We start from the raw sequence: 20072 nt of genomic DNA on the forward strand, positions 1-20072 counted from the left end.
TCCAGGCCGCTCATTGAATGCCGCCCACCCGATCAAAGGATGGCAGGGACGTGAGGGATTTCCAGTGCATCCAGATCGCGAAGGCCTTGCCCACGATCATTTTCTCGGGCACGAATCCCCAGTAACGGCTGTCGTTGCTGTTGTCCCGGTTGTCACCCATCATGAAATACTCGCCCTCGGGCACAACCCATTCCCCCTCACCGCTGCGGCCATCCACCGCCAGGTTCAGGTAAATGTCGTGGTCGACGGTGCCCAGGTGCTCTTCCCGAAGCTCCACCGGCGGCATGCGGGCGATAAAAGTGGTGTCGATTTTCTCGCCGTTGATGAACAGCTGCTTGTCCTGGTACCGGATGTGGTCACCGGGCAGGCCAATCACCCGCTTGATGTAATTGGTCTCGCCATCCTTGGGGTAGCGGAACACCATCACATCCCCCCGCTGGGGCTCGCCCACCGGCACCACCTTGGTGCCCAGCACCGGCAGGCGCAGGCCGTAGGCGAATTTGTTGACGAGGATGAAATCGCCCACTTCCAGGGTAGGCAGCATGGAACCGGACGGGATCTGGAACGGCTCCACCACGAACGAGCGAAGCACCAGCACCACCAGCAATACCGGGAAGAAGGAACGGCTCAGGTCTACCAGATAGGGCTCTTTGGGTGCCTCGTCTCCGGCGTCGCCCCCGGTGTCTGCGTCCGCCAGCCGGCGCTTTCTCAGGAACAGCCTGTCGGCCAGCCAAATCAGGCCGGTGGCCAGGGTGAGCACCACCAGAATCAGGGGAAAATCAATATCCATCCGGACGCCTTCTGTTTATTTGTCGACTTGTAGAACGGCCAGGAACGCTTCCTGGGGCACTTCCACGTTGCCCAGCTGCTTCATCCGCTTCTTGCCTTCCTTCTGCTTCTGCAGCAGCTTTTTCTTACGGCTGACGTCGCCACCGTAGCACTTGGCCGTGACGTTCTTGCGAAGCGCCTTGACCGTGACCCGGGACACCACCTGGTTGCCAATGGCCGCCTGGATGGCAATATCAAACATCTGTCGGGGGATCAGTTCTTTCATCTTCTCGATCAGCGCACGGCCCCGATAATGAGCCTGGTCCCGGTGCACGATCAGCGCGAGGGCGTCAATCCGGTCGCCGTTGATCAGCACGTCAAGACGCACGAGGTTGGCCGCCTGGAACCGGACGAAATGGTAATCCAGCGAGGCAAAGCCGCGGCTGGCGGACTTGATGCGGTCGAAAAAGTCCATGACCACCTCGGCCATGGGCAGCTCATAGGTCAACTGCACCTGGGTGGACATGAAGTGCATGTTCTTCTGAACGCCGCGCTTTTCCTCACACAGGGCAATCACGTTGCCCAGGTGCTCCTGGGGCACCAGGATATTGGCCTCGACAATCGGCTCGCGCATTTCCTCGATGGAACCAATGTCCGGCAGGCGGGACGGGTTGTCCACGGACACCGTCTCACCGCGCTTGGTGACCACCTCGTAGATCACGGTGGGCGCGGTGGTGATCAGGTCAATGTCGTATTCCCGCTCCAGCCGCTCCTGGATGATTTCCATGTGCAGCATGCCGAGAAAGCCGCAGCGGAAGCCAAAGCCCAGGGCGTCCGAGTTCTCCGGCTCGAAGAACAGCGAGGCGTCGTTCAGGGTCAGCTTTTCGAGAGCGTCCCGGAAGTCGTCATAGTCGTCCGCGCTGACCGGGAACAGACCGGCGTAGACCTGGGGTTTGACCTTCTTGAAACCCGGCAACATCGGCGTCTGGTCGGCAAACTTCTGATGCACGATGGTGTCGCCCACCGGCGCACCGTGGATGTCCTTGATGCCGGCCACCACAAAGCCAACGTCGCCGGCTTCCAGAATGTCGGTGTCGGTGGGCTTGGGATTGAAAATACCCACCTTGTCCGCGTTCCAGGCTTTCTTGGTGGATTTGATCACGATTTTGTCACCCTTACGCAGGGTGCCCTCGGTCACCCGCACAAGAGAGACCACGCCCAGGTAATTATCGAACCAGGAATCGATGATCAGCGCTTGCAAAGGCGCGTCCCGGTCGCCCTTGGGGGGCGGGATCCTGCGGATCAGGTCCTCAAGAACGTCTTCCACACCCATGCCGCTTTTGGCGCTGCAGCGTACCGCGTCACCGGCCTCAATGCCGATGATGTCCTCGATCTCCGCGGCCACCCGCTCCGGCTCGGCCTGGGGCAGGTCCATCTTGTTCAGGACCGGCACCACTTCCAGGCCCTGTTCGATGGCGGTGTAGCAGTTGGCCACGGACTGGGCTTCAACGCCCTGCCCCGCATCCACCACCAGCAGCGCGCCCTCACAGGCGTAAAGGGACCGGGATACCTCATAGGAAAAATCCACGTGACCCGGTGTGTCGATGAAATTCAGTTTGTAGGTCTGCCCGTCCCGGGCGGTGTAGTGGAGAGTGACGCTCTGGGCCTTGATGGTAATGCCTCGCTCGCGTTCCAGGTCCATGGAATCCAGCACCTGTTCGGCCATTTCCCGGTCCGACAGGCCGCCACAGATCTGGATGAAACGATCCGCGAGGGTCGACTTGCCGTGATCAATGTGGGCGATGATGGAGAAGTTACGGATTCGGCTCAGTTCAGTCACAGACGATGAGTACTCACAGATTGACGAAGGATCGAGCCCGGAGAAACCGCAGCCGGGATCCGGGGACGGCGTGATTTTACCGGTAACCGGGCGCCATTGCCATGACCGTACGGCGCCCGGAGCCCTCGGAAAACCGGCCCATCAGGAAATCAGCGGTTTCTCGTACTGCCGGATCAGGAAGCCAATCAGCGCATCCTCGTCGAGCGGGTAGCTGAACAGGTTGCCCTGGCACAGGGTGCAGCCGGCGGACGTCAGGAAGTTCAGTTGCTGGGTGGTCTCCACGCCTTCGGCCACCACCGTCAGGTGCAGCTCGCGGGCAAGTGCCAGCACGGCAGAGGCCACATCGGTGGCGCTGACGTTGTAGGGAATGTCCCGGATGAAGCCGTGGTCAATCTTGATCACATCCAGCGGCAGCTGCCGCAGGGTCACCAGCGAACAGGCGCTGGTGCCGAAATCGTCCAGGATCAGCCGCACCCCGAGGTCACTCAGGGCGACCAGCAGCTCCCGCACGGCGCGTGGTTCTTCGTTGAGCAGGGCCGCTGGCAGCTCCAGCTCGAGGCGATCCGGACTGACGCCGGTTTCGGTCATGATCCGGCGCACCCGGTCGAGAAAGCCCGGTTCCATCATCTGCCGCACGGACAGGTTAACCGCCATGGTCAGGGCGTCGAATCCGGCCCGTTCCAGGGCCTGTACCTGAATGCAGGCCTGGCGCAGGGCATACTCCCCCATACGCACGATCAGCCCCGTTTCCTCCGCGAGACCGATGAACTGCTGGGCCGACACCAGGCCACGATCAGGATGGTGCCAGCGCAGCAGCGCCTCTACGCCGGTCACCCGCTGCGTCTCAAGGCACACCTTTGGCTGGTAGTGCAGGACAAACCGCTCCTCATCAACCGCAGTCGCCAGTTCCTCCTGTTGCAGCAGCCTGCGCGCCGCCTTGATGTTCATGGCCGGGGTGAAAAACCGGAAGGTGTTGCGGCCGGCATCCTTGGCCCGATACATGGCCAGGTCGGCGTATTTCATCAACGTGCCGGGATCGTCGCTGTCCTGGGGAATCAAGGTAACGCCAATGCTGACGGTGACTCCAACGTCGTGATCACTCAGCCGGAGGCGCTGGCACAGCCGTCGAAGCAGCGCCTCGGCCACCTGCCCCGCCGCGTCCGGGCCGCTGACGTGGGACAGCAGCACGACGAATTCGTCGCCTCCCAGGCGGGCCACCGAATCGTCCTCCCGGACGCTGCCGTTCAGCCACTGGGCCACCTGCTGCAACAGCGCATCGCCGGCGTCATGGCCCAGCGTGTCGTTGATGCGCTTGAAACCATCCAGGTCCAGAAACATCAACGCTGCCGGTTCGCCGGAGCGGCGGCAGCGTCGCACGACGGCGTCCAGACGGTCCCGGAACAACTGACGGTTCGCCAGCCCGGTGAGGGGGTCATAGAACGCCAGGCGATGCAACTCGGATTGCGCCGCCTTGAGCTGGGTCAGATCCCGCAGGCTCAGCACCACGCCGTTGACGCCGGGCACGTCCAGCATGGCGGTAAACGAGCCCTCCATGTCCCGCCATCGGCCGTCCGCATCGCGGATGCGGGCGTGCAGGATCGGCAGTTGTTCCCCCGGCTGTCGCAGGGCAGCCTCGAAACCCCGTTGCAGGGACGGCCAGTCGTCGCCGTGCACGAGGGGCTGCAGATCGAGGTCTGGGACCCGTTCCGGATCGAACCCCAGGATGTCCTGGCTGGACGGGCTGGCGTAGCGGGCCCGGCCATCCCGGCCGAGAACCAGGGTTACGTTGGCGGCCCCTTCGGTGATGGCACGGTAATGCCCGGCGGTGCGCTGGGCCATGAGCCGGGAGCGAATCAGCGCCAGCACAAACAGGAACATCAGCAGGCTGATGGCCAGGCCACTGGCCAGGACGATGGGCGGTCGGGGGTCTGACGCCAGGTAATCAAACGCGGGGGTCGAGCGGGTCTGGATCAGCCACTGCCGGCCACCGTGCTCCAGCACCTGGCTCATGGTAAAGCTGAAATCGTTGTCCAGGGAGCCGAGGTTGGAGCCGTACATCAGGCGCTCCCGGCTGGTTTCGTTGCCGTCGTAGATTCGGACATCCAGGAACGGGGCAATCAGCCCGACAATGCCGTCGATCAGGTTGTTCATGCGAAAGGCGCTGAACACGTAGCCGTTGAGCAATACCCGCCGCGCGGCTTTCAACTCAGGTACGTCGCCGCCCCGAAAAACCGGGTAGTACATCAGAAAGCTCGCCTGGTCCTCGTCCACTTCCTCCTGAACCAGAATCACCTTGGCGGTGATGGCGGCTTCAGCCTCGTCCCGGGCCCGCTCCATGGCAACGCGATGGACCGGATCGTTGACCGCGTTGTAACCCAGCGCCCGACGGTTGAGATCGGTGTCCGGCTCCAGATACACGATCGGATAGTAATCCGGTCCCGCGCCAAGAGGTTTGACCCGATAGTGTCGCACGCCTTCGGCCCGCACTGACGCGATGTGGTCGGCCATATCCCGGACGTCAATTCGCCGAACGAAACCAATGCCCTGGATGCCGGGGTAGTAACGGTTCAGGTCAACCTTGGTGATGTAGTCCCGCCACTGTTCGCGGGAGACGTCTCCAGCCACGGAAAACAGCCCTGCGCTGCCTGCCAGCACCTGCTCGTAGTTGAGCAGGCGTTCTTCAATCGCGGTTTTCAGTTGCAGGGACTGGGTTTTGAATCGGGCTTCGGTACGGTCAGAGACGAGCCGGATGGAGACCTGCCAGAGCAGAACCGTCACCAGCAGTGCCAACAGGAGCGTGAGCCAGGCTGACCAGCCGTTGCGGGGCCGAAGCAGCTCGGAGAGGGAGAGTTCCGTCTTGTCCATCATCGGGGCGGTCCTGTCCTTGACCTGTCGTTATTGTAGACGGCGGAGTATAGCAAAAGGCCCCCGGCGTGTCTGCGCACCCCGGGGGCCTTGGATTCCGGGCCAGGGGCCCGGGCGTGTCGGGTTCAGCGCCCGGTCAGGGCTTGATCACAAGGTACAGCGGATGACCTTCCCGGATGATCCGGGCCGACACCGCTTTACCCTTTTTCAGGTCCTTGACCACGTTGGTGTAGTCGTCCACGGACCGGATCGGCTTGCGGTCGATCTCGGTGATCACATCCCTCGGCTGAATGCCGGCCTCAAGTGCGGCGCCAGCACCAATACCGGTGACCACGACACCCCCCTTGATATCCAGGGAGTCCGCCATGCCGGACGGCAGCGGCTGTACGCTCAGGCCCAGTGGCGCGTTGGACGGGCCGGCGCTGTTACCGGGCGCGGCACTGCCCTGGTTGCTGTCTTCGGCGGGCAGTTGGCCAATGGTGACGTCGATGGTTTTCTCATCGCCGCCCCGCAGCACGGTCAGCTCGGCGGTTTCGCCCACGGCGGTGCGGCCCACCAGCGGCGGCAGGTCCGAGGAGAACTGGATCTCCTCACCGTTGTAGGCCAGAACGATGTCACCGGACTGGAGACCGGCCTTGGCCGCGGGCGACCCATCCATGACTTCGGCAATCAGCGCGCCGCGGGGGCGCTTCAAGCCAAAGGACTCCGCCAGATCCCGGTTAACCTCCTGGATCAGCACGCCCAGCCAGCCCCGGGAAACGGTCCCCTTCTCGCGGATCTGCTTGAACACGTTCATGGCGTCATCAATGGGAATGGAGAACGACACCCCCATGAAGCCGCCGGAGCGGGTATAGATCTGGGAGTTGATGCCGACCACCTCACCGTCCATGTTGAACAGCGGACCACCGGAGTTGCCCGGATTGATCGCCACGTCGGTCTGGATGAACGGCACATAGTTCTCGGTCGGCAGCGACCGACCAACCGCACTGACGATGCCTGCGGTCACGGTGTGGTCAAAGCCGAACGGCGAGCCAATGGCAAACACCCACTCACCCACTTTCAGGTCTTTGGATTTGCCGATATCCACCACCGGCAGGTCCTTCGCATCCACCTTGAGAACCGCGATGTCCGAACGGGCGTCCGTGCCGATCACCTTGGCCGGCAGTTCCCGCCGGTCACTCAGGCGAACGATGATCTTGTCGGCGCCGTCCACCACGTGGTTGTTGGTCAGCACGTAGCCGTCCTTGGAGACGATAAAGCCCGACCCGATAGACCGGCGCGGCTCGGCGTTACCCTGGCCCCCGTTGAACGGCGACTGGGGCCCACCGAAGAAGCGTTTGAAAAACTCCGGCATCTGCTCAATCTGGTCCTGGGAGAACGGCATACCCTGCACGCCAGGGCCTCCCTTGGGCTCAGTGGTGGTGCTGATGTTCACCACCGCGTCGGAGTTTTCTTCCACCAGATCGGTGAAATCCGGCAGGCTCCGGGCCGATGCGGCCTGGCTCCAGAGCACCACCAGAAGGCAGCTCAGAAACGCCACCCACCCCGCGCTCCGGACGGACCGGAACGCGGGTGTGCGCTGGCTCTCGATGACATTGGATTCACTCATGATCAACCCCCTGTTCTTTTTGATGAACTCGTCTACAGAGTGTTTCGGTGCAGACGGGGCTTTTCAACTTACGAAACGGTAGGATTTATCGACAGATTACAGGCCCGACAGACTCCACGGCCATCAACACCGGGGCCGCCCGCAAACCCGCACTACGCTGGGCCCGGCGGCTGACGGCGAAGCCCCCGGCCAGCCCCGCCAAGGCCCCGATCAGGGCTCCAGAATCGCCCCCGGGCGCAAGCGCGTTTCCGGCCAGCGTGCCTAACAGCATCGTAATCAGCGGCAGGGCATACACCACCGCCGAGGCCTTCAATACGGCCGACTCTTCGATCCCCAGGGTGACCCGATCGCCAACGGCCGCCGACAACGCGTTGGCCACCCTGACCTGGTTTGCCCGCCCGGCAGACAGCCGCGCCAGCGAGCGCTGACCGCAGCCGCTGCGGGCGGCACAGCTCTGGCAGGCGCTGGTGCGGATGGTCTGCACCCACACATCATCGCCCTGCACGGCCACGACCAGGCCCTGTTCGGTAATCATGATCCACCCGGGCCCCGCATGGTCACCGCCTCGGCGATGCGCCGGGCCGCTTCCGGCGGAATTTCACCGACCACGGTGATGCGGTAACGGTGGTCCTGACTGTCCCTCACACGGCCAAACACCGTGGTGGCCCCGATGCGGGAGACGCCCTCCGGCATGTCCCGCGCCCGGGCCGGTTCAACAAACACGGAGAACGAGGCCAGGCCGTCAGAGTAGGCAACCGCATGCTGGCGAGCACTGGGCGGCGTCGCCGCCGGCTCAAAACCGTCGGGCCGCCAGCCCAGGCGCCAGTCGTCCATCCGGGTCGTCGCGCCGGGACTGCTCTCCCCCGGTGCTGCCGCAGGGCCCGGCACCGCGTTCGTGCCGTCGGTCGGCATCCGACGGGTTTCACGGCCCTTGCCCGGGAGGGTGAAGGCGTCTTCCGGAAAATCGTCGGTCAGTGTCAGGCTGGTGAACTGGAAATGCTCAAGCACTCGGCCGTCGGCGTCCTGAACCTGGCTCTTGACCAGCAGGCCGGTGTCGGATTCCAGCCAGAGTTCGTGGCTGTAGCGGTATCGGTCCCGGGCCGCCAGGGTGATGCGCACGGCCTTGTGCCCGGCGACTCTGTCATGCCCCATCAGGCGGGTATCGTACCAGCGGTCCCCCGGCATGAAAGAGCGGTTCACCGCCTCGGCGAAGGGCCCGGACGGTACCACCTGGTCCAGGCGAACACGCCCTTGGTCCGGCAGCACGCACACCACGTCGGCGCCCCGGCGGACAATCTCGGCGGCGCCGCCGTCCTGCATCACCAGGCGCTCTTCCACCATGCCGTCGCGAAACCGGTGGGCAATCTGCATGGACTGCACCTGATCACCCCGGGCGTAGACAAACACCCCCCGATAGCTGGTGGTGTTCAGGGCCGGGCCAAGCCGCGCCAGCCACTCGGCGGCGGTGCGCGCTCCTTCCGCCCGGGCGCTGACCGGCAGCGCCAGGCACAGAAGCGTTAGCATCAGGGTCGCCAGGGTGGCGCGGGAACGGCAGGGCATCAGCAGCGGGTACGGCATGGTGCGATCAGGCTCCGACGTCAATAGGCATGGCCGGCCACGCTGACCAGGCGGGCATAGCCCATGGAACCACGGCCCGCACCGACGCTGTTGTGTTGGGCGTGCTCCAGCAGGTAGCGATTCATCTGGGCCCACTGTTCCTGGTCCAGGCCTTTCAGGGCAACGTCCTGCACCACAGGATCATCGCCGGATTCCCAGCCGGCACCGGCGCCAAAGCCGACCCCCAGGGACAGCATCACGAGCGCCGCCGCCGACCAGCGCCAGCGGTGCCTTGCCGGTGCCGGCGCGTCCGAGGCGGCGGCCGAAGCCCGGTCCAGGGCGGCGCCGTCCAGAGCTTCCCGAACCCCGGCAATGACGTCCAGCCCATGGGCATCCACGCGGCCGGATGACGCTGGACCGGGGTGCATGACGTCACGGATCTGCTGCCAGCGGCGCCACTGTTCCTGCACCTGATGCTGGTCCGGGTGAGACAGCAGTCGACGAACCGACAGTTCGTCGGCTTCGTCGTCCATCATGGCAGACAGCGTTTCTCTGAGTCGGTCATCCATCGGGTGCCACCTCACATTGACTCGGTGTGATTGAGCAGGGGCCCGAGGTGCCGGTCCACGGCGTCCCGCGCGCGGAAAATCCGGGATCGGACCGTACCGATCGGGCAATCCAGAATTCGGGCAATGTCTTCGTAACTGAGGCCATCGTACTCCCGCAGGAGGAAGGCCGAGCGCAGCTCCTCGGGCAACCCCGCAATGGCCTGGGACAACGCCTGCTGCAGTTGTTCTCGCTGGAGCAGGCGCTCCGGTGACGCCGGGTCCCGCAGCCGCGCGCCTTCCTCGAACGCCTCAGCTTCAGCCACGTCGGCGCTGCCCTGGGGCCGCCGGCCCCGGGCATCGAGATAGTTCTTGGCGGTGTTGACGGCAATCCGGTACAGCCAGGTGTAGAAGGCGCTGTCGCCCCGGAAGCGGCCGATGGCGCGATACGCCTTCACGAACGTTTCCTGGGTGAGGTCCAGCACTTCCTGGCTGTCGTACACATAGCGACTGATGATTCCGGCCACCCGGGACTGATATTTGAGCACCAGCAGATCAAACGCCGAACGGTCGCCGTTCCGCACCTTGCGGACCAGCTGTAGATCGGTCTGGCTGTCGCTCTGTTCTCCCGGGTACTGCGTCTGTTCAGGCGTCATGGACCATGGGCCGGTGCGGGTTCCTTCGGTGTCGGCCAGGGGAATGGCCGGTGCGAGACCTGTCTGTGTCATAGCGGCTGCCCATTGTCCAATGAGATTGCCGGAGCCGCGCCCCAAGCGGGCTGCAGCACCGGCGTTGTCAGGCCAAATAGACAGCAGCAGTAAAGTTTAGTTCAATACACGACCACATTATGGCCTGCGATATCCACCCAATGCCACAGTCTCACGAATTCGATGTGCTCATCATCGGCAGCGGCGCCGCCGGCCTGACGGTCGCCCTTACCCTCCCCGCCCACCTGTCGATCGGCGTCATCAGCAAGACCGACATCAGCAGCGGTGCCACCCTCTGGGCGCAAGGTGGCATTGCGGCAGTTCTGGACGACCAGGACTCGGTGGACAATCACATTGAGGACACCCTCAACGCCGGTGCCGGGCTGTGCCACGAGGACGCCGTTCGCTTCACCGTGGAGCACAGCCGGGAGAGCATCGACTGGCTGATCCGCTCGGGGGTGGACTTCACGCGGGAGACCGACAGCGAGCACTACCACCTGACCCGGGAAGGCGGCCACAGCCACCGGCGGATTATCCATGCGGCGGACGCCACCGGTCACGCGGTGTCCACCACCCTGACCCAGCAGGCCCAGGCCCGGGAAAACGTCCACCTGATGTCCAACCGGGTGGCGGTGGATCTGATCACCAACCGCAAACTGTCCCTGCCGGGCAACCGCTGCGTAGGCGCCTATATCCTGAACCTGGATACCGGCCACGTAGAGCTGTTCCGGGCGCGGTTTACCGTGGTGGCCACCGGCGGCGCTTCCAAGGCCTACCGCTACACCACCAACCCGGACGGCGCTTCCGGCGACGGCATTGCCATGGCCTGGCGGGCCGGCTGCCGGGTCGCCAATATGGAGTTCAACCAGTTCCATCCAACCTGCCTGTACCATCCTCACGCCAAGTCATTCCTGATCACCGAGGCGGTACGGGGCGAAGGCGGGCTGTTGAAACTACCTGACGGTAGCCGGTTCATGGACCGGTTTGATGACCGCGGGGAGCTTGCCCCCCGGGACATCGTCGCCCGCGCCATCGACCATGAAATGAAGCGCCTGGGTATCGATCACGTGTACCTGGACATCAGCCACCAGCCGGCCGACTTCATCCGGCAGCACTTCCCCACCATCTACGAGAAGTGCCTGGGCTACGGCATCGACATCACCCGGGAGCCGATTCCGGTGGTGCCGGCCGCCCATTATACCTGCGGCGGCATTATGACCGACGAGCGCGCCCGCACCGACATCAGCCAGCTCTACGCCGTTGGAGAAGCCGCTTTCACCGGACTGCACGGCGCCAACCGCATGGCCAGCAACTCGCTGCTGGAGTGCCTGGTATACGGACGGGCCGCCGCCGAAGACATTACCCGGCTGGCAACCACCATTCCTGCGCCGCCGGCGGCACCGGACTGGGATGAGAGCCAGGTGCGGGACTCTGATGAGGACGTGGTGATTTCCCACAACTGGGATGAGCTGCGCCACTTCATGTGGGACTATGTCGGCATTGTGCGCACTACCAAGCGGCTACAGCGCGCCAAGCACCGGGTCGATCTTTTGTCCCGTGAGATTGCCGAGTTCTATTCGAACTACCGGGTTTCCAACGATCTGCTGGAGCTGCGCAACCTGGTAACCGTGGCCGACCTGATCATTTGCTCGGCCCTCCAACGCAAAGAGAGCCGGGGCCTGCACTACACCCTGGACTATCCGGGCCTGCAACCGGACGCCCGTGATACCATTCTGGTTCCGACGAGCTACCAGACGCCGTCGTCCTGACCGATTCATCCGATTATTGGCGGAGAAACCATGACCAGCCTGATTCCCTCTGACGACATTGAATCCAAGAAGCTCTGGTGGCACAGCCGCCGAGGCATGCTGGAGCTGGACGTGCTGCTGGTGCCGTTCGTTGAGCAGGTCTACCCGACGCTCGGGGTGGACGACAAGGCCCGCTACAAAAAGCTGCTGAGCTGCGAGGACACCGACATGTTCGAGTGGTTCATGCAGCGCAGCCGTCCCCAGGACCCGGACCTTCAGCGCATCGTCGATATGATCCTCAACCGTGTCCAGCCGGATTGAGCTGACCCTGACACCCTGCCCGGCCGCTGGCTGGCTGGCCGGTCTGCCCTGGCTGGCCCTGGCGGTGACTCTGGCCGCCGCCCTGTTTCCCAACGCTTCCATGGCCGTTGCGGCGCTGCCGCTGGCGGCAGGTCTGCGCCAATACTGGCGAGTTGGCCGGCTGTCCGGCCCGAGCGCCGTGGTTGGACTTTCCGTTCGCGCGGATCAGGTGGAGGCTACCCTGGCCGATGGGCGAGTGCTGCCGGTCGATCCAGCCCCGGACAGCCGCATCGGCCCCTGGCTGGTCGCCTTGAAACTGCGGCCGTCCGGCACAACACTCTCACGTATTCCCGTTGTTCTTCTGGCTCCGTCCCGCGGGTGCCCTGGTAACGTAACCGCGCCGGACCAGCTCAGGCGCCTGCGCCAGTGGCTGCGCCTGGGCCCGCGCCGGACCGAACAACGGCCTTTGTTTCCGGACCAGGAGCCGTCATGACCGATACCAACGAAGCCGGGGCAACACCGGCCAATTCGCCGGTGGACAAGCCCGGCAATGCGATTCTGCCACGGCCAAGTATCGGCGTCGCCCGTTTGGCCAGCCGCACCCTGCTGCGGGTAACCGGGCCCGGCACCGTGGCCTTTTTGCAGGGCCAGTTCAGCCAGCACCTGGACGACGTCAGCGAGACCCGGGCCCCCCGGGCCGCGGCCAGCACTCCCAAGGGACGAGCCTACGCCCTGGCCCGTCTTTACCGCCTTGGCGACGATGTGCTGGTGGACCTGCCGACCGCGCTGGCCGATGACGTGCTCGGCCGCCTGCGCAAGTATCTGATGCTGTTTCGTGGTACCACCATGGCGCCTGTGGACGGCGCCATGGTCTGGGGTCTGATTGGCGAAGACGCTGCCCGCGCACTGGACGCAGCAGCCACCGAGGCACTGGCAGCGCCGGGGGATGCCCGGACACTGGCGGCCGGGGTTCTCATTCGGGTTGAACCGGATGACCGCGGCGTATCCCGCTATCAGTTCTGGCAGTTGCCAGCGGCGGGGGCCGACGCCCCCAACTGGGGCGCATTACCCAGGCTGGAGGAGGCCGACTGGGCCGCCAGCGAGATTGCGGCGGGCATTCCGGAGCTATCGCCCCGCACCCAGGAGGCGTTTGTGCCGCAGATGCTCAACTGGCAGCACCTCGGTGGGGTACACTTCCGCAAGGGGTGCTACACAGGCCAGGAAGTGATCGCACGCATGCACTTTCTGGGGCAGTTGAAGAAGAGCCTGGCGCGGTTTTCTGCGCCGATGCCCGTGGACCCGGAAGCCCCGATCCAGTCCGGCGACCGGACGGTGGGCGACCTGATCACCCAGGTCCGATTTGCCGATGGCAGTGCAGAGCTGTTGGCCGTGATCCGCCACGATGCCCTGGACCAGTCGCTGGCCATCGCAGGAACTTCGCTAACCCGGCAACCGCTGCCCTACGCTGTGCCGGAGCAAGCGGCGGCCGATACATAAGTTGACAGGCAAAGCCGGCAGAATTTGTTATAACGTCTTTAAAGTTACCCGTGGAATACACCGATTATGCCGACCATTATCGAGACCATCAAAACGGATCTGATCGCGGCCATTGAGGCCGATAAACTGGTGCTGCCGACGCTGCCGGAAGTCGCCCTTCAGGTGCGGGATATTGCCGAATCCGAGGATTCCGCCATTGCCGATCTGGTGAAGGTAATCAGCAATGATACGGCGCTTTCTGCCCGCATCATCCGGGTGTGTAACAGCCCACTTTTCCGGGGCGCCCGGGCGATTGAGAACCTGAACATGGCAGTGAGTCGTCTGGGGATGGCCTACACCAGCAATCTGGCGATGGGGCTGGCCATGGAGCAGATGTTCCAGGCGACGTCGGACATGATTGATAAGCGGCTGCGGGCAACCTGGCAGACAAGCACGGAGGTCGCGGGTGTGTGCCACGTTCTGGCACAGCACTATACGAAGTTGAAGCCGGATCAGGCGACGCTGGCGGGCCTGGTGCATCTGATCGGGGTTTTGCCGATCCTGCGGTACGTTGAGGATCAGGACATTCAGATCAGCAGTATCATGCTGGATAATGTGATCGATGAGCTGCACCCGCGCATCGGGTCGCTGATTCTGAAGAAATGGGACTTCCCGAAGGAATTGCAGGACGTGCCGCTGGAGTACGCCAACTTTGGTCGCAAGGCGCCGGCGGCGGATTACGCGGATCTGGTGATGGTGGCCAATCTGCAACTGGTGGCTGGCAGCGAGCACCCGTGGGCGGAAATGGACTGGACGACAATATCGGCTTTCGACCGCGTGGGGCTGGACCCGAACATCGACATGAGCGAGGAGGAGGATCTCAACGCTCAGATGGAAGCGGCGATGGCGTTGCTGCAGTAATCATGCCTGGCTTTTGAGTTTTGGGAGTAAGGCGCCCGCCTTCTCGGCGGGCGTCTTACTCCCAGAACCGCTATAGACACGTTGCGCTGCCTGTCCGTCTTCGAGGCGGGACCGGCTCCCAAAACACGCTGTAAATACATCCTTGTACGCTCGGCTCCGCCATCCATGGCTCCGCACGGTTTTGGGAGCCGGTCCCGCCTCGAAGACTACGTTTCAGTTGCCTTCAAAACCCCGTAACACCTACTTTTTATACCGCTCCAACAACTCCGCCTTGCTCGGCAACGCCCAGTTCACCGGCGCCCTTCCCTGTTGCTCCAGCCACTGGTTTGCCCTTGAGAAATGGCGGCAGCCGAAGAAGCCGCGGTAGGCGCTCAGAGGCGACGGGTGCGGGCCGTCGAGGACGAAGTGGCAGTTGCGGTCGATGCGCTGGCCTTTCTTTTTGGCGTAGCTGCCCCAGAGCAGGAACACCACGCCCTCCCGCTCCCGGTTGATCACGTCGATGACGGCGTCGGTGAAGGTTTCCCAGCCTTTGCCCTGGTGGGCGCCGGCGTTGCCCTGCTCCACAGTGAGCACGCTGTTGAGCAGCAGAACGCCCTGCTCTGCCCAGGGCTGCAGGCAGCCATGGTCCGGGGGCGCGATGCCGAGGTCGGTTTCGATTTCCTTGAAGATGTTGACCAGGGACGGGGGCGGCGGGACGTTCGGGCGTACCGAGAAGCACAGGCCGTGGGCCTGGCCAGGCCCGTGGTAAGGGTCCTGGCCGAGGATGACCACGTTCACCTGGTCCAGCGGGGTGCTGTTCAGGGCGTTAAAGCAGTGGGTGCTGGGCGGGTAAAGCACTTTACCCGACTGCTCCTCGCTCGCCAGGAAGGCGGCGAGCTGTTGCAGGTACGGCTGCTGGAATTCGCCGGCCAGGTGGCTATCCCACCCACGACCGGATTTGAGTTGGCCGGCGAGAATCTCAGCGGGAGTCATGGCCGTATCGGGCTCCGTTCAGTCCTTGTCTGCGTGGGCGTCTGCCTTGTGCTCCGGGCGCATGGCCGGGAACAGGATGACGTCGCGGATGGACGGCGAGTCGGTCAGCAACATCGCCAGGCGGTCGATGCCGATGCCTTCGCCGGCGGTGGGCGGCAGGCCGTATTCCAGGGCCATGACGTAGTCGTCGTCGTAGAACATGGCTTCGTCGTCGCCGGCGTCCTTTTCCGCCACCTGGGCCTGGAAGCGTTCGGCCTGGTCTTCGGCGTCGTTGAGCTCGGAGAAGCCGTTGGCAATTTCACGGCCGCCCACGAAGAACTCAAAGCGCTCGGTGACGAACGGGTCGCTGTCTTTGCAGCGGGCCAGGGGCGAGACTTCCTTCGGGTATTCGGTGATGAAGGTCGGCTGCATCAGGCGATGCTCGGCGGTGGCTTCGAAGATTTCGATCTGGACCTTGCCCAGGCCCCAGCCGTTTTTGATGTAGATGCCCAGGCTCTTGGCAATAGCGCGGGCCTGTTCCGGGTCCGCGATCTGTTCCCGGGTGACGTCCGGATTGTGGCGGAGGATGGCGTCCACCACGGTCAGCCGCTCAAACGGTTTGCCAAAGTCGTAGTCGATGGTCTCTTCGCTGCCGTCCTTGAGCACCCGGGTGTTGGTGACGGTGGTCGTACCCAGAACCGTCCGGGCGATGGTGCGCAGCATGTCCTCGGTCAGGTCCATCAGGTCGTTGTAGTCGGCGTAGGCCTGGTAGAACTCGACCATGGTGAACTCGGGGTTGTGCCGGGTGGACAGCCCTTCGTTGCGGAAGTTGCGGTTGATCTCGAACACCCGCTCAAACCCCCCGACCACCAGGCGTTTGAGGAACAGCTCCGGCGCGATGCGCAGGTACATGTCGATGCCCAAGGCGTTGTGGTGGGTTACGAACGGACGGGCGGTGGCGCCGCCGGGGATCACCTGGAGCATGGGGGTTTCCACCTCCATGAAGTCCCGCTCGGTGAAGTACTGGCGCATGGCGTTGATGATCTTCGAGCGGGCTTGGAACACGCGGCGGCTGTCTTCGTTGACCATCAGGTCAACGTACCGGTGCCGGTAACGGGCTTCGGTGTCGGTGAGACCCTTGTGCTTCTCCGGCAGCGGGCGCAGGGATTTGGTGAGCAGCACGTACTCGTCCATGTTCACGTACAGATCGCCCTTGCCGGACTTGGAAAGGGTGCCGCGCACGCCCACGATGTCACCCAAATCCCAGTGCCGGGAGTCTTTCTGGACGTCTTTGGAGGCGTAAATCTGGATGCGCCCGGTCATGTCCTGGACCACCTTGAACGCCTTTCGATCGAGCATCATGCGGCCAGCGATGGCCACCTGGATGCCGAGGGACTCCAGCTCTTCCTTGCTCTTGTCACCGTACTGTTCCTGCAGCTCGGCGGCGGTGGCGTCGCGGCGGAAGTCGTTGGGAAAGGCATTGCCCTGCTCGCGCAGCGCCGCCAGTTTGGCGCGGCGTTCGGCAATCAGCTTGTTGTCCTCGTGCGTTGCGGCGTTCTGGGTCTGGTCAGTCATCTTGGCTCACTGGAGAGTCGGTTGCTCTGGGTTGGGTTCGAGTGCCGGGTGCAATGGCGCCGTTACAGCGCCATCTTCAGACTGGCTTCAATGAATTTGTCGATATCACCGTCCAACACCGATTGGGTGTTGCTGGTTTCGACCTTGGTGCGCAGGTCCTTCACGCGGCTGTCGTCAAGCACGTAGGAGCGAATCTGGCTGCCCCAACCGATGTCGGACTTGGCGTCTTCCTGCTTCTGCTTCTCGGCGTTGCGCAGCTGCATTTCCCGCTCAAAGAGCTTGGCCTTGAGCTGTTTCATGGCCTGATCTTTGTTCTGGTGCTGGCTTCGGCCGGCCTGGCAGGCCACCACAATGCCGGTGGGGTTGTGGGTCAGCCGCACGGCGGATTCGGTCCGGTTAACGTGCTGACCGCCGGCGCCGGAGGCACGGTACACATCCACCCGCAGGTCCGCCGGGTTAATCTCGATCTCGAAGCTGTCGTCCACTTCCGGGGATACAAACACGGAGGAGAACGAGGTATGGCGGCGGTTGCCGGAATCGAACGGGGATTTGCGCACCAGGCGGTGCACGCCGGTTTCGGTGCGCAGCCAGCCGTAGGCGTAGTCGCCCTGGACGTGGATGGTCGCGCTCTTGATGCCGGCCACTTCCCCTTCCTGCAGCTCGACGATTTCCGCCTTGAACCCGCGGCGTTCCGCCCAGCGCAGGTACATACGCAGCAGCATGTTGCCCCAGTCCTGAGCCTCGGTACCGCCGGAGCCGGCCTGGATGTCCAGGTAGGCGTTGTTGGCGTCCATCTCGCCGGAGAACATGCGGCGGAATTCGAGCTTCTCCAGCTCGCCGTCAAGGCTTTCGAGGTCCCGGACGATGTCCTGGACAGTGCCCTCATCGTCCTCTTCCACGGCCATATCCAGCAGGCTTTCGGCGTCGGCCAGGCCGTTGGTAAGCGTGTCGATGGTGTTGACGATCAGCTCAAGGTCGGAGCGTTCCTTGCCCAGGGCCTGGGCCCGCTCAGGGTCGTCCCAGACGGTGGGGAGTTCGAGTTCGCGCTCTACTTCAACCAGGCGCTCGCTGCGCTGATCGTAGTCAAAGATACCCCCTAAGCGCTTCGGTGCGCTCGCGGAGTTCTTTGATTTTGGTCACGATGGGATTGATTTCCATGAATCCGGGTCTCGCTCTGACGTTTGGGTGCGATAAACAGGGGGCGGATTCTAACCGATTCCGGGTGTTAAATCAGCTATTGCTGACCGGAGGGTGGCCTGCTTCCGGAACTCCGGAGCACGCTCCGGGTGGGGTAACGCTGTCCGGAAGACGCGGTGAATACGTCCCTGTACGCTTGACGAAAACATCCCTGTTTTCGACACTTCCGGACAGCGTTACCCCACCAGGCGCCCAGACTTTTCTCGGGACTTCCAGCGCGTGACCCCAAGGGGTCTGACCCCCTGGGGTCAGACCCCCGCTTTTCTCCCACCTGCCGCCTAGCCCAGCGGCTCCAAATAATCCACCAGCAGTTGCAGGTTGGTCCGCCCCCGGAAGCTGTTGGCGTCGGGTTTGTACACCACCCTTGCCCCACTTCGAGTGTAGTCTGGCACTTCCGGCCCCGTGTTGAAGGCGATGCCGTCAATAATGCCGCCGCCCTCCACCGGCTGGAGTACCAGCTTCAGGTGGTTTTCGCCCACAATCCGCTGGCTTACCACGCGGAACTCGCCGTCGAACACCGGCTCGGGAAAGTGCTGCCCCCAGGGACCGGCGCGCTTGAGCAGGTAGGCGGTGTCCAGGTTCAGTTCGTTCAACGCCAGCGGGCCGTCGGTGACAATAGCGGCTTCCAGGTCGTCCGCGGTCAGGGTATCCCGGACGGCCCGGTCGAAGGCGGCGGTGAAGGCGTCCAGATCCGCTTTGGCGATGGTCATGCCGGCGGCCATGGCATGGCCCCCGTACTTCTTCATCAGGCCCGGGTGCTTGGCGTCCACCACGGCCAGGGCGTCGCGGATGTGCAGGCCGGGAATCGAGCGGGCCGAGCCTTTGAGGTGCTCGCCGTCGTCGTCCGGGGCGAAGGCGATGGTGGGCCGATGGGTCTGCTCCCGAATGCGGGCGGCGAGGATGCCGATCACGCCCTGGTGCCAGTCCGGATCGAACAGCGCGAGGCCCCAGGGCAGGCCGTCGATGTCCAGGGACATGGACGCCAGCAATTCCTGGGCCTGGGCTTTCATGTCCTTTTCTATGCTCCGGCGTTCCCGGTTGAAGGTATCCAGCTCCCGGGCCAGCCGCAGGGCGTCGTCCGGGTCGTCCGCCAGCAGGCAGGCAATGCCGATGCTCATGTCGTCCAGGCGGCCGGCGGCGTTCAGCCGGGGGCCAACGACAAAGCCGAGATCGGTGGCGCTGATCTCCGTGTGATCCCGCCCCGCCACGTTCAGCAGCGCCAGGATGCCCGGGCGCGCTTCGCCCTTTCGGATGCGGCGGATACCCTGCTCCACGAAGATACGGTTGTTGTGGTCCAGGGGCACCACGTCTGCCACTGTGCCCAGGGCGACCAGGTCCAGCAGGGTGCCGAGATTGGGCTCAGGGTCCGGCAGCCGGTTGTGGTCTCGAAGGTATTTTCGCAGGGCGGTGAGCACATAGAACATCACCCCGACGCCGGCCGCATTCTTGCTCAGAAATGGGCAGCCCGGCTGGTTGGGGTTGACGATCGCATCGGCATCCGGGAGTTGGTCGCCCGCCAGGTGGTGATCGGTGACGACCACCCTTACCCCGAGCTCTTTGGCGACACGGACGCCCTCAATCGCCGAGATGCCATTATCAACGGTCACCAGCACGTCCGGCAGGTCGCCGTCGTCCCGGAGGCGGTGGATGATGCCCGGCGTGAGGCCATAGCCATCGGCGAACCGGCTGGGCACCCGAAAATCGATAGCAGCAACCCCGAGCATTGACAGGCCCAGCATGGCCACCGCCGTGCTGGTGGCGCCGTCGGCGTCGAAGTCCCCCAGCACCATCACCCGCTGCCGGCGCTCAATGGCCTCAGCCAGGATCTCGACCGCCCGGTCGATCCCGCGCAGCTGCATCGGCGAAGCCAGGTGTTTCAGGGTGTACTGGAGCTGGTCATCGGACCGCACGCCGCGGGCGGCGTACAGGCGGCGGAGGATCGGGGGCAGATTGTGCCCCCAGCCAGACAGATCAGCAGGCTGGGGGCGGCGCAGGATCTTTTTCGGAACCATG

The 20072-nt window shown here is 63.9% G+C and carries 17 protein-coding genes; 5 read left to right on the plus strand and 12 right to left on the minus strand.

Annotated features, from left to right (window positions below; genetic code table 11):
- Nucleotides 1-10: 10 nt before the first annotated feature.
- The 8 genes from lepB to rpoE form a co-directional block, all read right to left on the minus strand.
- Nucleotides 11-790 carry a signal peptidase I gene (gene lepB, locus V3388_RS08590; RefSeq protein WP_336367115.1) on the minus strand — a complete coding sequence of 260 codons (780 nt, stop codon included), beginning with the start codon at nucleotides 788-790 and terminating at the stop codon, nucleotides 11-13.
- Between the two features lie 15 nt (nucleotides 791-805).
- Complete coding sequence (lepA, locus tag V3388_RS08595) at nucleotides 806-2608, minus strand: translation elongation factor 4 (protein ID WP_336367116.1); 1803 nt, start codon at nucleotides 2606-2608, stop codon at nucleotides 806-808.
- A gap of 141 nt (nucleotides 2609-2749) precedes the next feature.
- Nucleotides 2750-5476, minus strand: coding sequence for a bifunctional diguanylate cyclase/phosphodiesterase (locus tag V3388_RS08600; RefSeq protein ID WP_336367117.1), 2727 nt, complete (start codon nucleotides 5474-5476; stop codon nucleotides 2750-2752).
- Between the two features lie 133 nt (nucleotides 5477-5609).
- On the minus strand, nucleotides 5610-7082 hold the full coding sequence (locus tag V3388_RS08605) for a DegQ family serine endoprotease (protein ID WP_336367118.1): 1473 nt from the start codon (nucleotides 7080-7082) through the stop codon (nucleotides 5610-5612).
- 85 nt (nucleotides 7083-7167) lie between these two features.
- A complete protein-coding gene (locus V3388_RS08610; protein ID WP_336367119.1) occupies nucleotides 7168-7617 on the minus strand; it encodes a SoxR reducing system RseC family protein in 450 nt (149 codons plus the stop codon).
- On the minus strand, nucleotides 7614-8660 hold the full coding sequence (locus V3388_RS08615) for a MucB/RseB C-terminal domain-containing protein (protein WP_336367120.1): 1047 nt from the start codon (nucleotides 8658-8660) through the stop codon (nucleotides 7614-7616). The genes V3388_RS08610 and V3388_RS08615 overlap by 4 nt, the downstream gene beginning before the upstream one ends.
- Nucleotides 8661-8680: 20 nt before the next feature.
- The gene (locus V3388_RS08620; protein ID WP_336367121.1) at nucleotides 8681-9208 is read right to left on the minus strand and encodes a sigma-E factor negative regulatory protein; all 528 of its coding nucleotides are present in this window, start codon (nucleotides 9206-9208) and stop codon (nucleotides 8681-8683) included.
- Nucleotides 9209-9219: 11 nt separating this feature from the next.
- Nucleotides 9220-9912, minus strand: a complete 693-nt coding sequence (rpoE, locus tag V3388_RS08625; protein ID WP_442915622.1) for an RNA polymerase sigma factor RpoE — start codon at nucleotides 9910-9912, stop codon at nucleotides 9220-9222.
- Between the two features lie 140 nt (nucleotides 9913-10052).
- Here rpoE and nadB point away from each other — a divergent pair, with 140 nt between their 5' ends.
- The 5 genes from nadB to V3388_RS08650 all read left to right on the plus strand — a co-directional run bounded on the left by nadB (nucleotide 10053) and on the right by V3388_RS08650 (nucleotide 14336).
- Nucleotides 10053-11660, plus strand: coding sequence for an L-aspartate oxidase (gene nadB, locus V3388_RS08630; RefSeq protein ID WP_336367122.1), 1608 nt, complete (start codon nucleotides 10053-10055; stop codon nucleotides 11658-11660).
- A gap of 30 nt (nucleotides 11661-11690) precedes the next feature.
- Nucleotides 11691-11960 (plus strand): FAD assembly factor SdhE, encoded by a 270-nt coding sequence (locus tag V3388_RS08635; protein ID WP_336367123.1) that lies wholly within the window; start codon nucleotides 11691-11693, stop codon nucleotides 11958-11960.
- Nucleotides 11944-12432: a hypothetical protein gene (locus V3388_RS08640; protein WP_336367124.1), complete on the plus strand. Its 489-nt coding sequence runs from the start codon at nucleotides 11944-11946 to the stop codon at nucleotides 12430-12432. The genes V3388_RS08635 and V3388_RS08640 overlap by 17 nt, the downstream gene beginning before the upstream one ends.
- Nucleotides 12429-13436 (plus strand): CAF17-like 4Fe-4S cluster assembly/insertion protein YgfZ, encoded by a 1008-nt coding sequence (gene ygfZ / locus V3388_RS08645; RefSeq protein WP_336367125.1) that lies wholly within the window; start codon nucleotides 12429-12431, stop codon nucleotides 13434-13436. Before V3388_RS08640 ends, ygfZ begins: the two co-directional genes overlap by 4 nt.
- Before the next feature lie 66 nt (nucleotides 13437-13502).
- A complete protein-coding gene (locus V3388_RS08650) occupies nucleotides 13503-14336 on the plus strand; it encodes an HDOD domain-containing protein (protein WP_336367126.1) in 834 nt (277 codons plus the stop codon).
- 240 nt (nucleotides 14337-14576) lie between these two features.
- Here the strand turns inward: V3388_RS08650 and ung are convergent, their stop codons facing one another.
- The 4 genes from ung to recJ all read right to left on the minus strand — a co-directional run bounded on the left by ung (nucleotide 14577) and on the right by recJ (nucleotide 20071).
- Nucleotides 14577-15308, minus strand: a complete 732-nt coding sequence (gene ung / locus V3388_RS08655) for a uracil-DNA glycosylase (RefSeq protein WP_336367127.1) — start codon at nucleotides 15306-15308, stop codon at nucleotides 14577-14579.
- 18 nt (nucleotides 15309-15326) lie between these two features.
- Nucleotides 15327-16862: a lysine--tRNA ligase gene (lysS, locus tag V3388_RS08660; RefSeq protein WP_336367128.1), complete on the minus strand. Its 1536-nt coding sequence runs from the start codon at nucleotides 16860-16862 to the stop codon at nucleotides 15327-15329.
- Between the two features lie 62 nt (nucleotides 16863-16924).
- Nucleotides 16925-18020 (minus strand): peptide chain release factor 2 gene (prfB, locus tag V3388_RS08665; RefSeq protein WP_336367129.1). Its coding sequence is split into 2 segments (ribosomal slippage): nucleotides 16925-17947 and nucleotides 17949-18020, totalling 1095 coding nucleotides; the frame shifts between segments, so codons are not numbered across the junction.
- Nucleotides 18021-18337: 317 nt separating this feature from the next.
- Nucleotides 18338-20071 carry a single-stranded-DNA-specific exonuclease RecJ gene (recJ, locus tag V3388_RS08670; RefSeq protein ID WP_336367130.1) on the minus strand — a complete coding sequence of 578 codons (1734 nt, stop codon included), beginning with the start codon at nucleotides 20069-20071 and terminating at the stop codon, nucleotides 18338-18340.
- Between the last annotated feature and the right edge of the window lies 1 nt (nucleotide 20072).

Origin of the sequence: Marinobacter sp. C2H3 (assembly GCF_037080155.1) — a bacterium.
Lineage (GTDB): Bacteria > Pseudomonadota > Gammaproteobacteria > Pseudomonadales > Oleiphilaceae > Marinobacter.

Coding starts and splice junctions, on each gene's coding strand:
- lepB (WP_336367115.1), bottom strand. CDS start 790: ATGGATATTGATTTTCCCCTGATTCTGGTGGTGCTCACCCTGGCCACC.
- V3388_RS08600 (WP_336367117.1), bottom strand. CDS start 5,476: ATGATGGACAAGACGGAACTCTCCCTCTCCGAGCTGCTTCGGCCCCGC.
- V3388_RS08605 (WP_336367118.1), bottom strand. CDS start 7,082: ATGAGTGAATCCAATGTCATCGAGAGCCAGCGCACACCCGCGTTCCGG.
- V3388_RS08610 (WP_336367119.1), bottom strand. CDS start 7,617: ATGATTACCGAACAGGGCCTGGTCGTGGCCGTGCAGGGCGATGATGTG.
- V3388_RS08615 (WP_336367120.1), bottom strand. CDS start 8,660: ATGCCGTACCCGCTGCTGATGCCCTGCCGTTCCCGCGCCACCCTGGCG.
- V3388_RS08620 (WP_336367121.1), bottom strand. CDS start 9,208: ATGGATGACCGACTCAGAGAAACGCTGTCTGCCATGATGGACGACGAA.
- rpoE (WP_442915622.1), bottom strand. CDS start 9,912: ATGACACAGACAGGTCTCGCACCGGCCATTCCCCTGGCCGACACCGAA.
- nadB (WP_336367122.1), top strand. CDS start 10,053: ATGCCACAGTCTCACGAATTCGATGTGCTCATCATCGGCAGCGGCGCC.
- V3388_RS08635 (WP_336367123.1), top strand. CDS start 11,691: ATGACCAGCCTGATTCCCTCTGACGACATTGAATCCAAGAAGCTCTGG.
- ygfZ (WP_336367125.1), top strand. CDS start 12,429: ATGACCGATACCAACGAAGCCGGGGCAACACCGGCCAATTCGCCGGTG.
- V3388_RS08650 (WP_336367126.1), top strand. CDS start 13,503: ATGCCGACCATTATCGAGACCATCAAAACGGATCTGATCGCGGCCATT.
- ung (WP_336367127.1), bottom strand. CDS start 15,308: ATGACTCCCGCTGAGATTCTCGCCGGCCAACTCAAATCCGGTCGTGGG.
- lysS (WP_336367128.1), bottom strand. CDS start 16,862: ATGACTGACCAGACCCAGAACGCCGCAACGCACGAGGACAACAAGCTG.
- recJ (WP_336367130.1), bottom strand. CDS start 20,071: ATGGTTCCGAAAAAGATCCTGCGCCGCCCCCAGCCTGCTGATCTGTCT.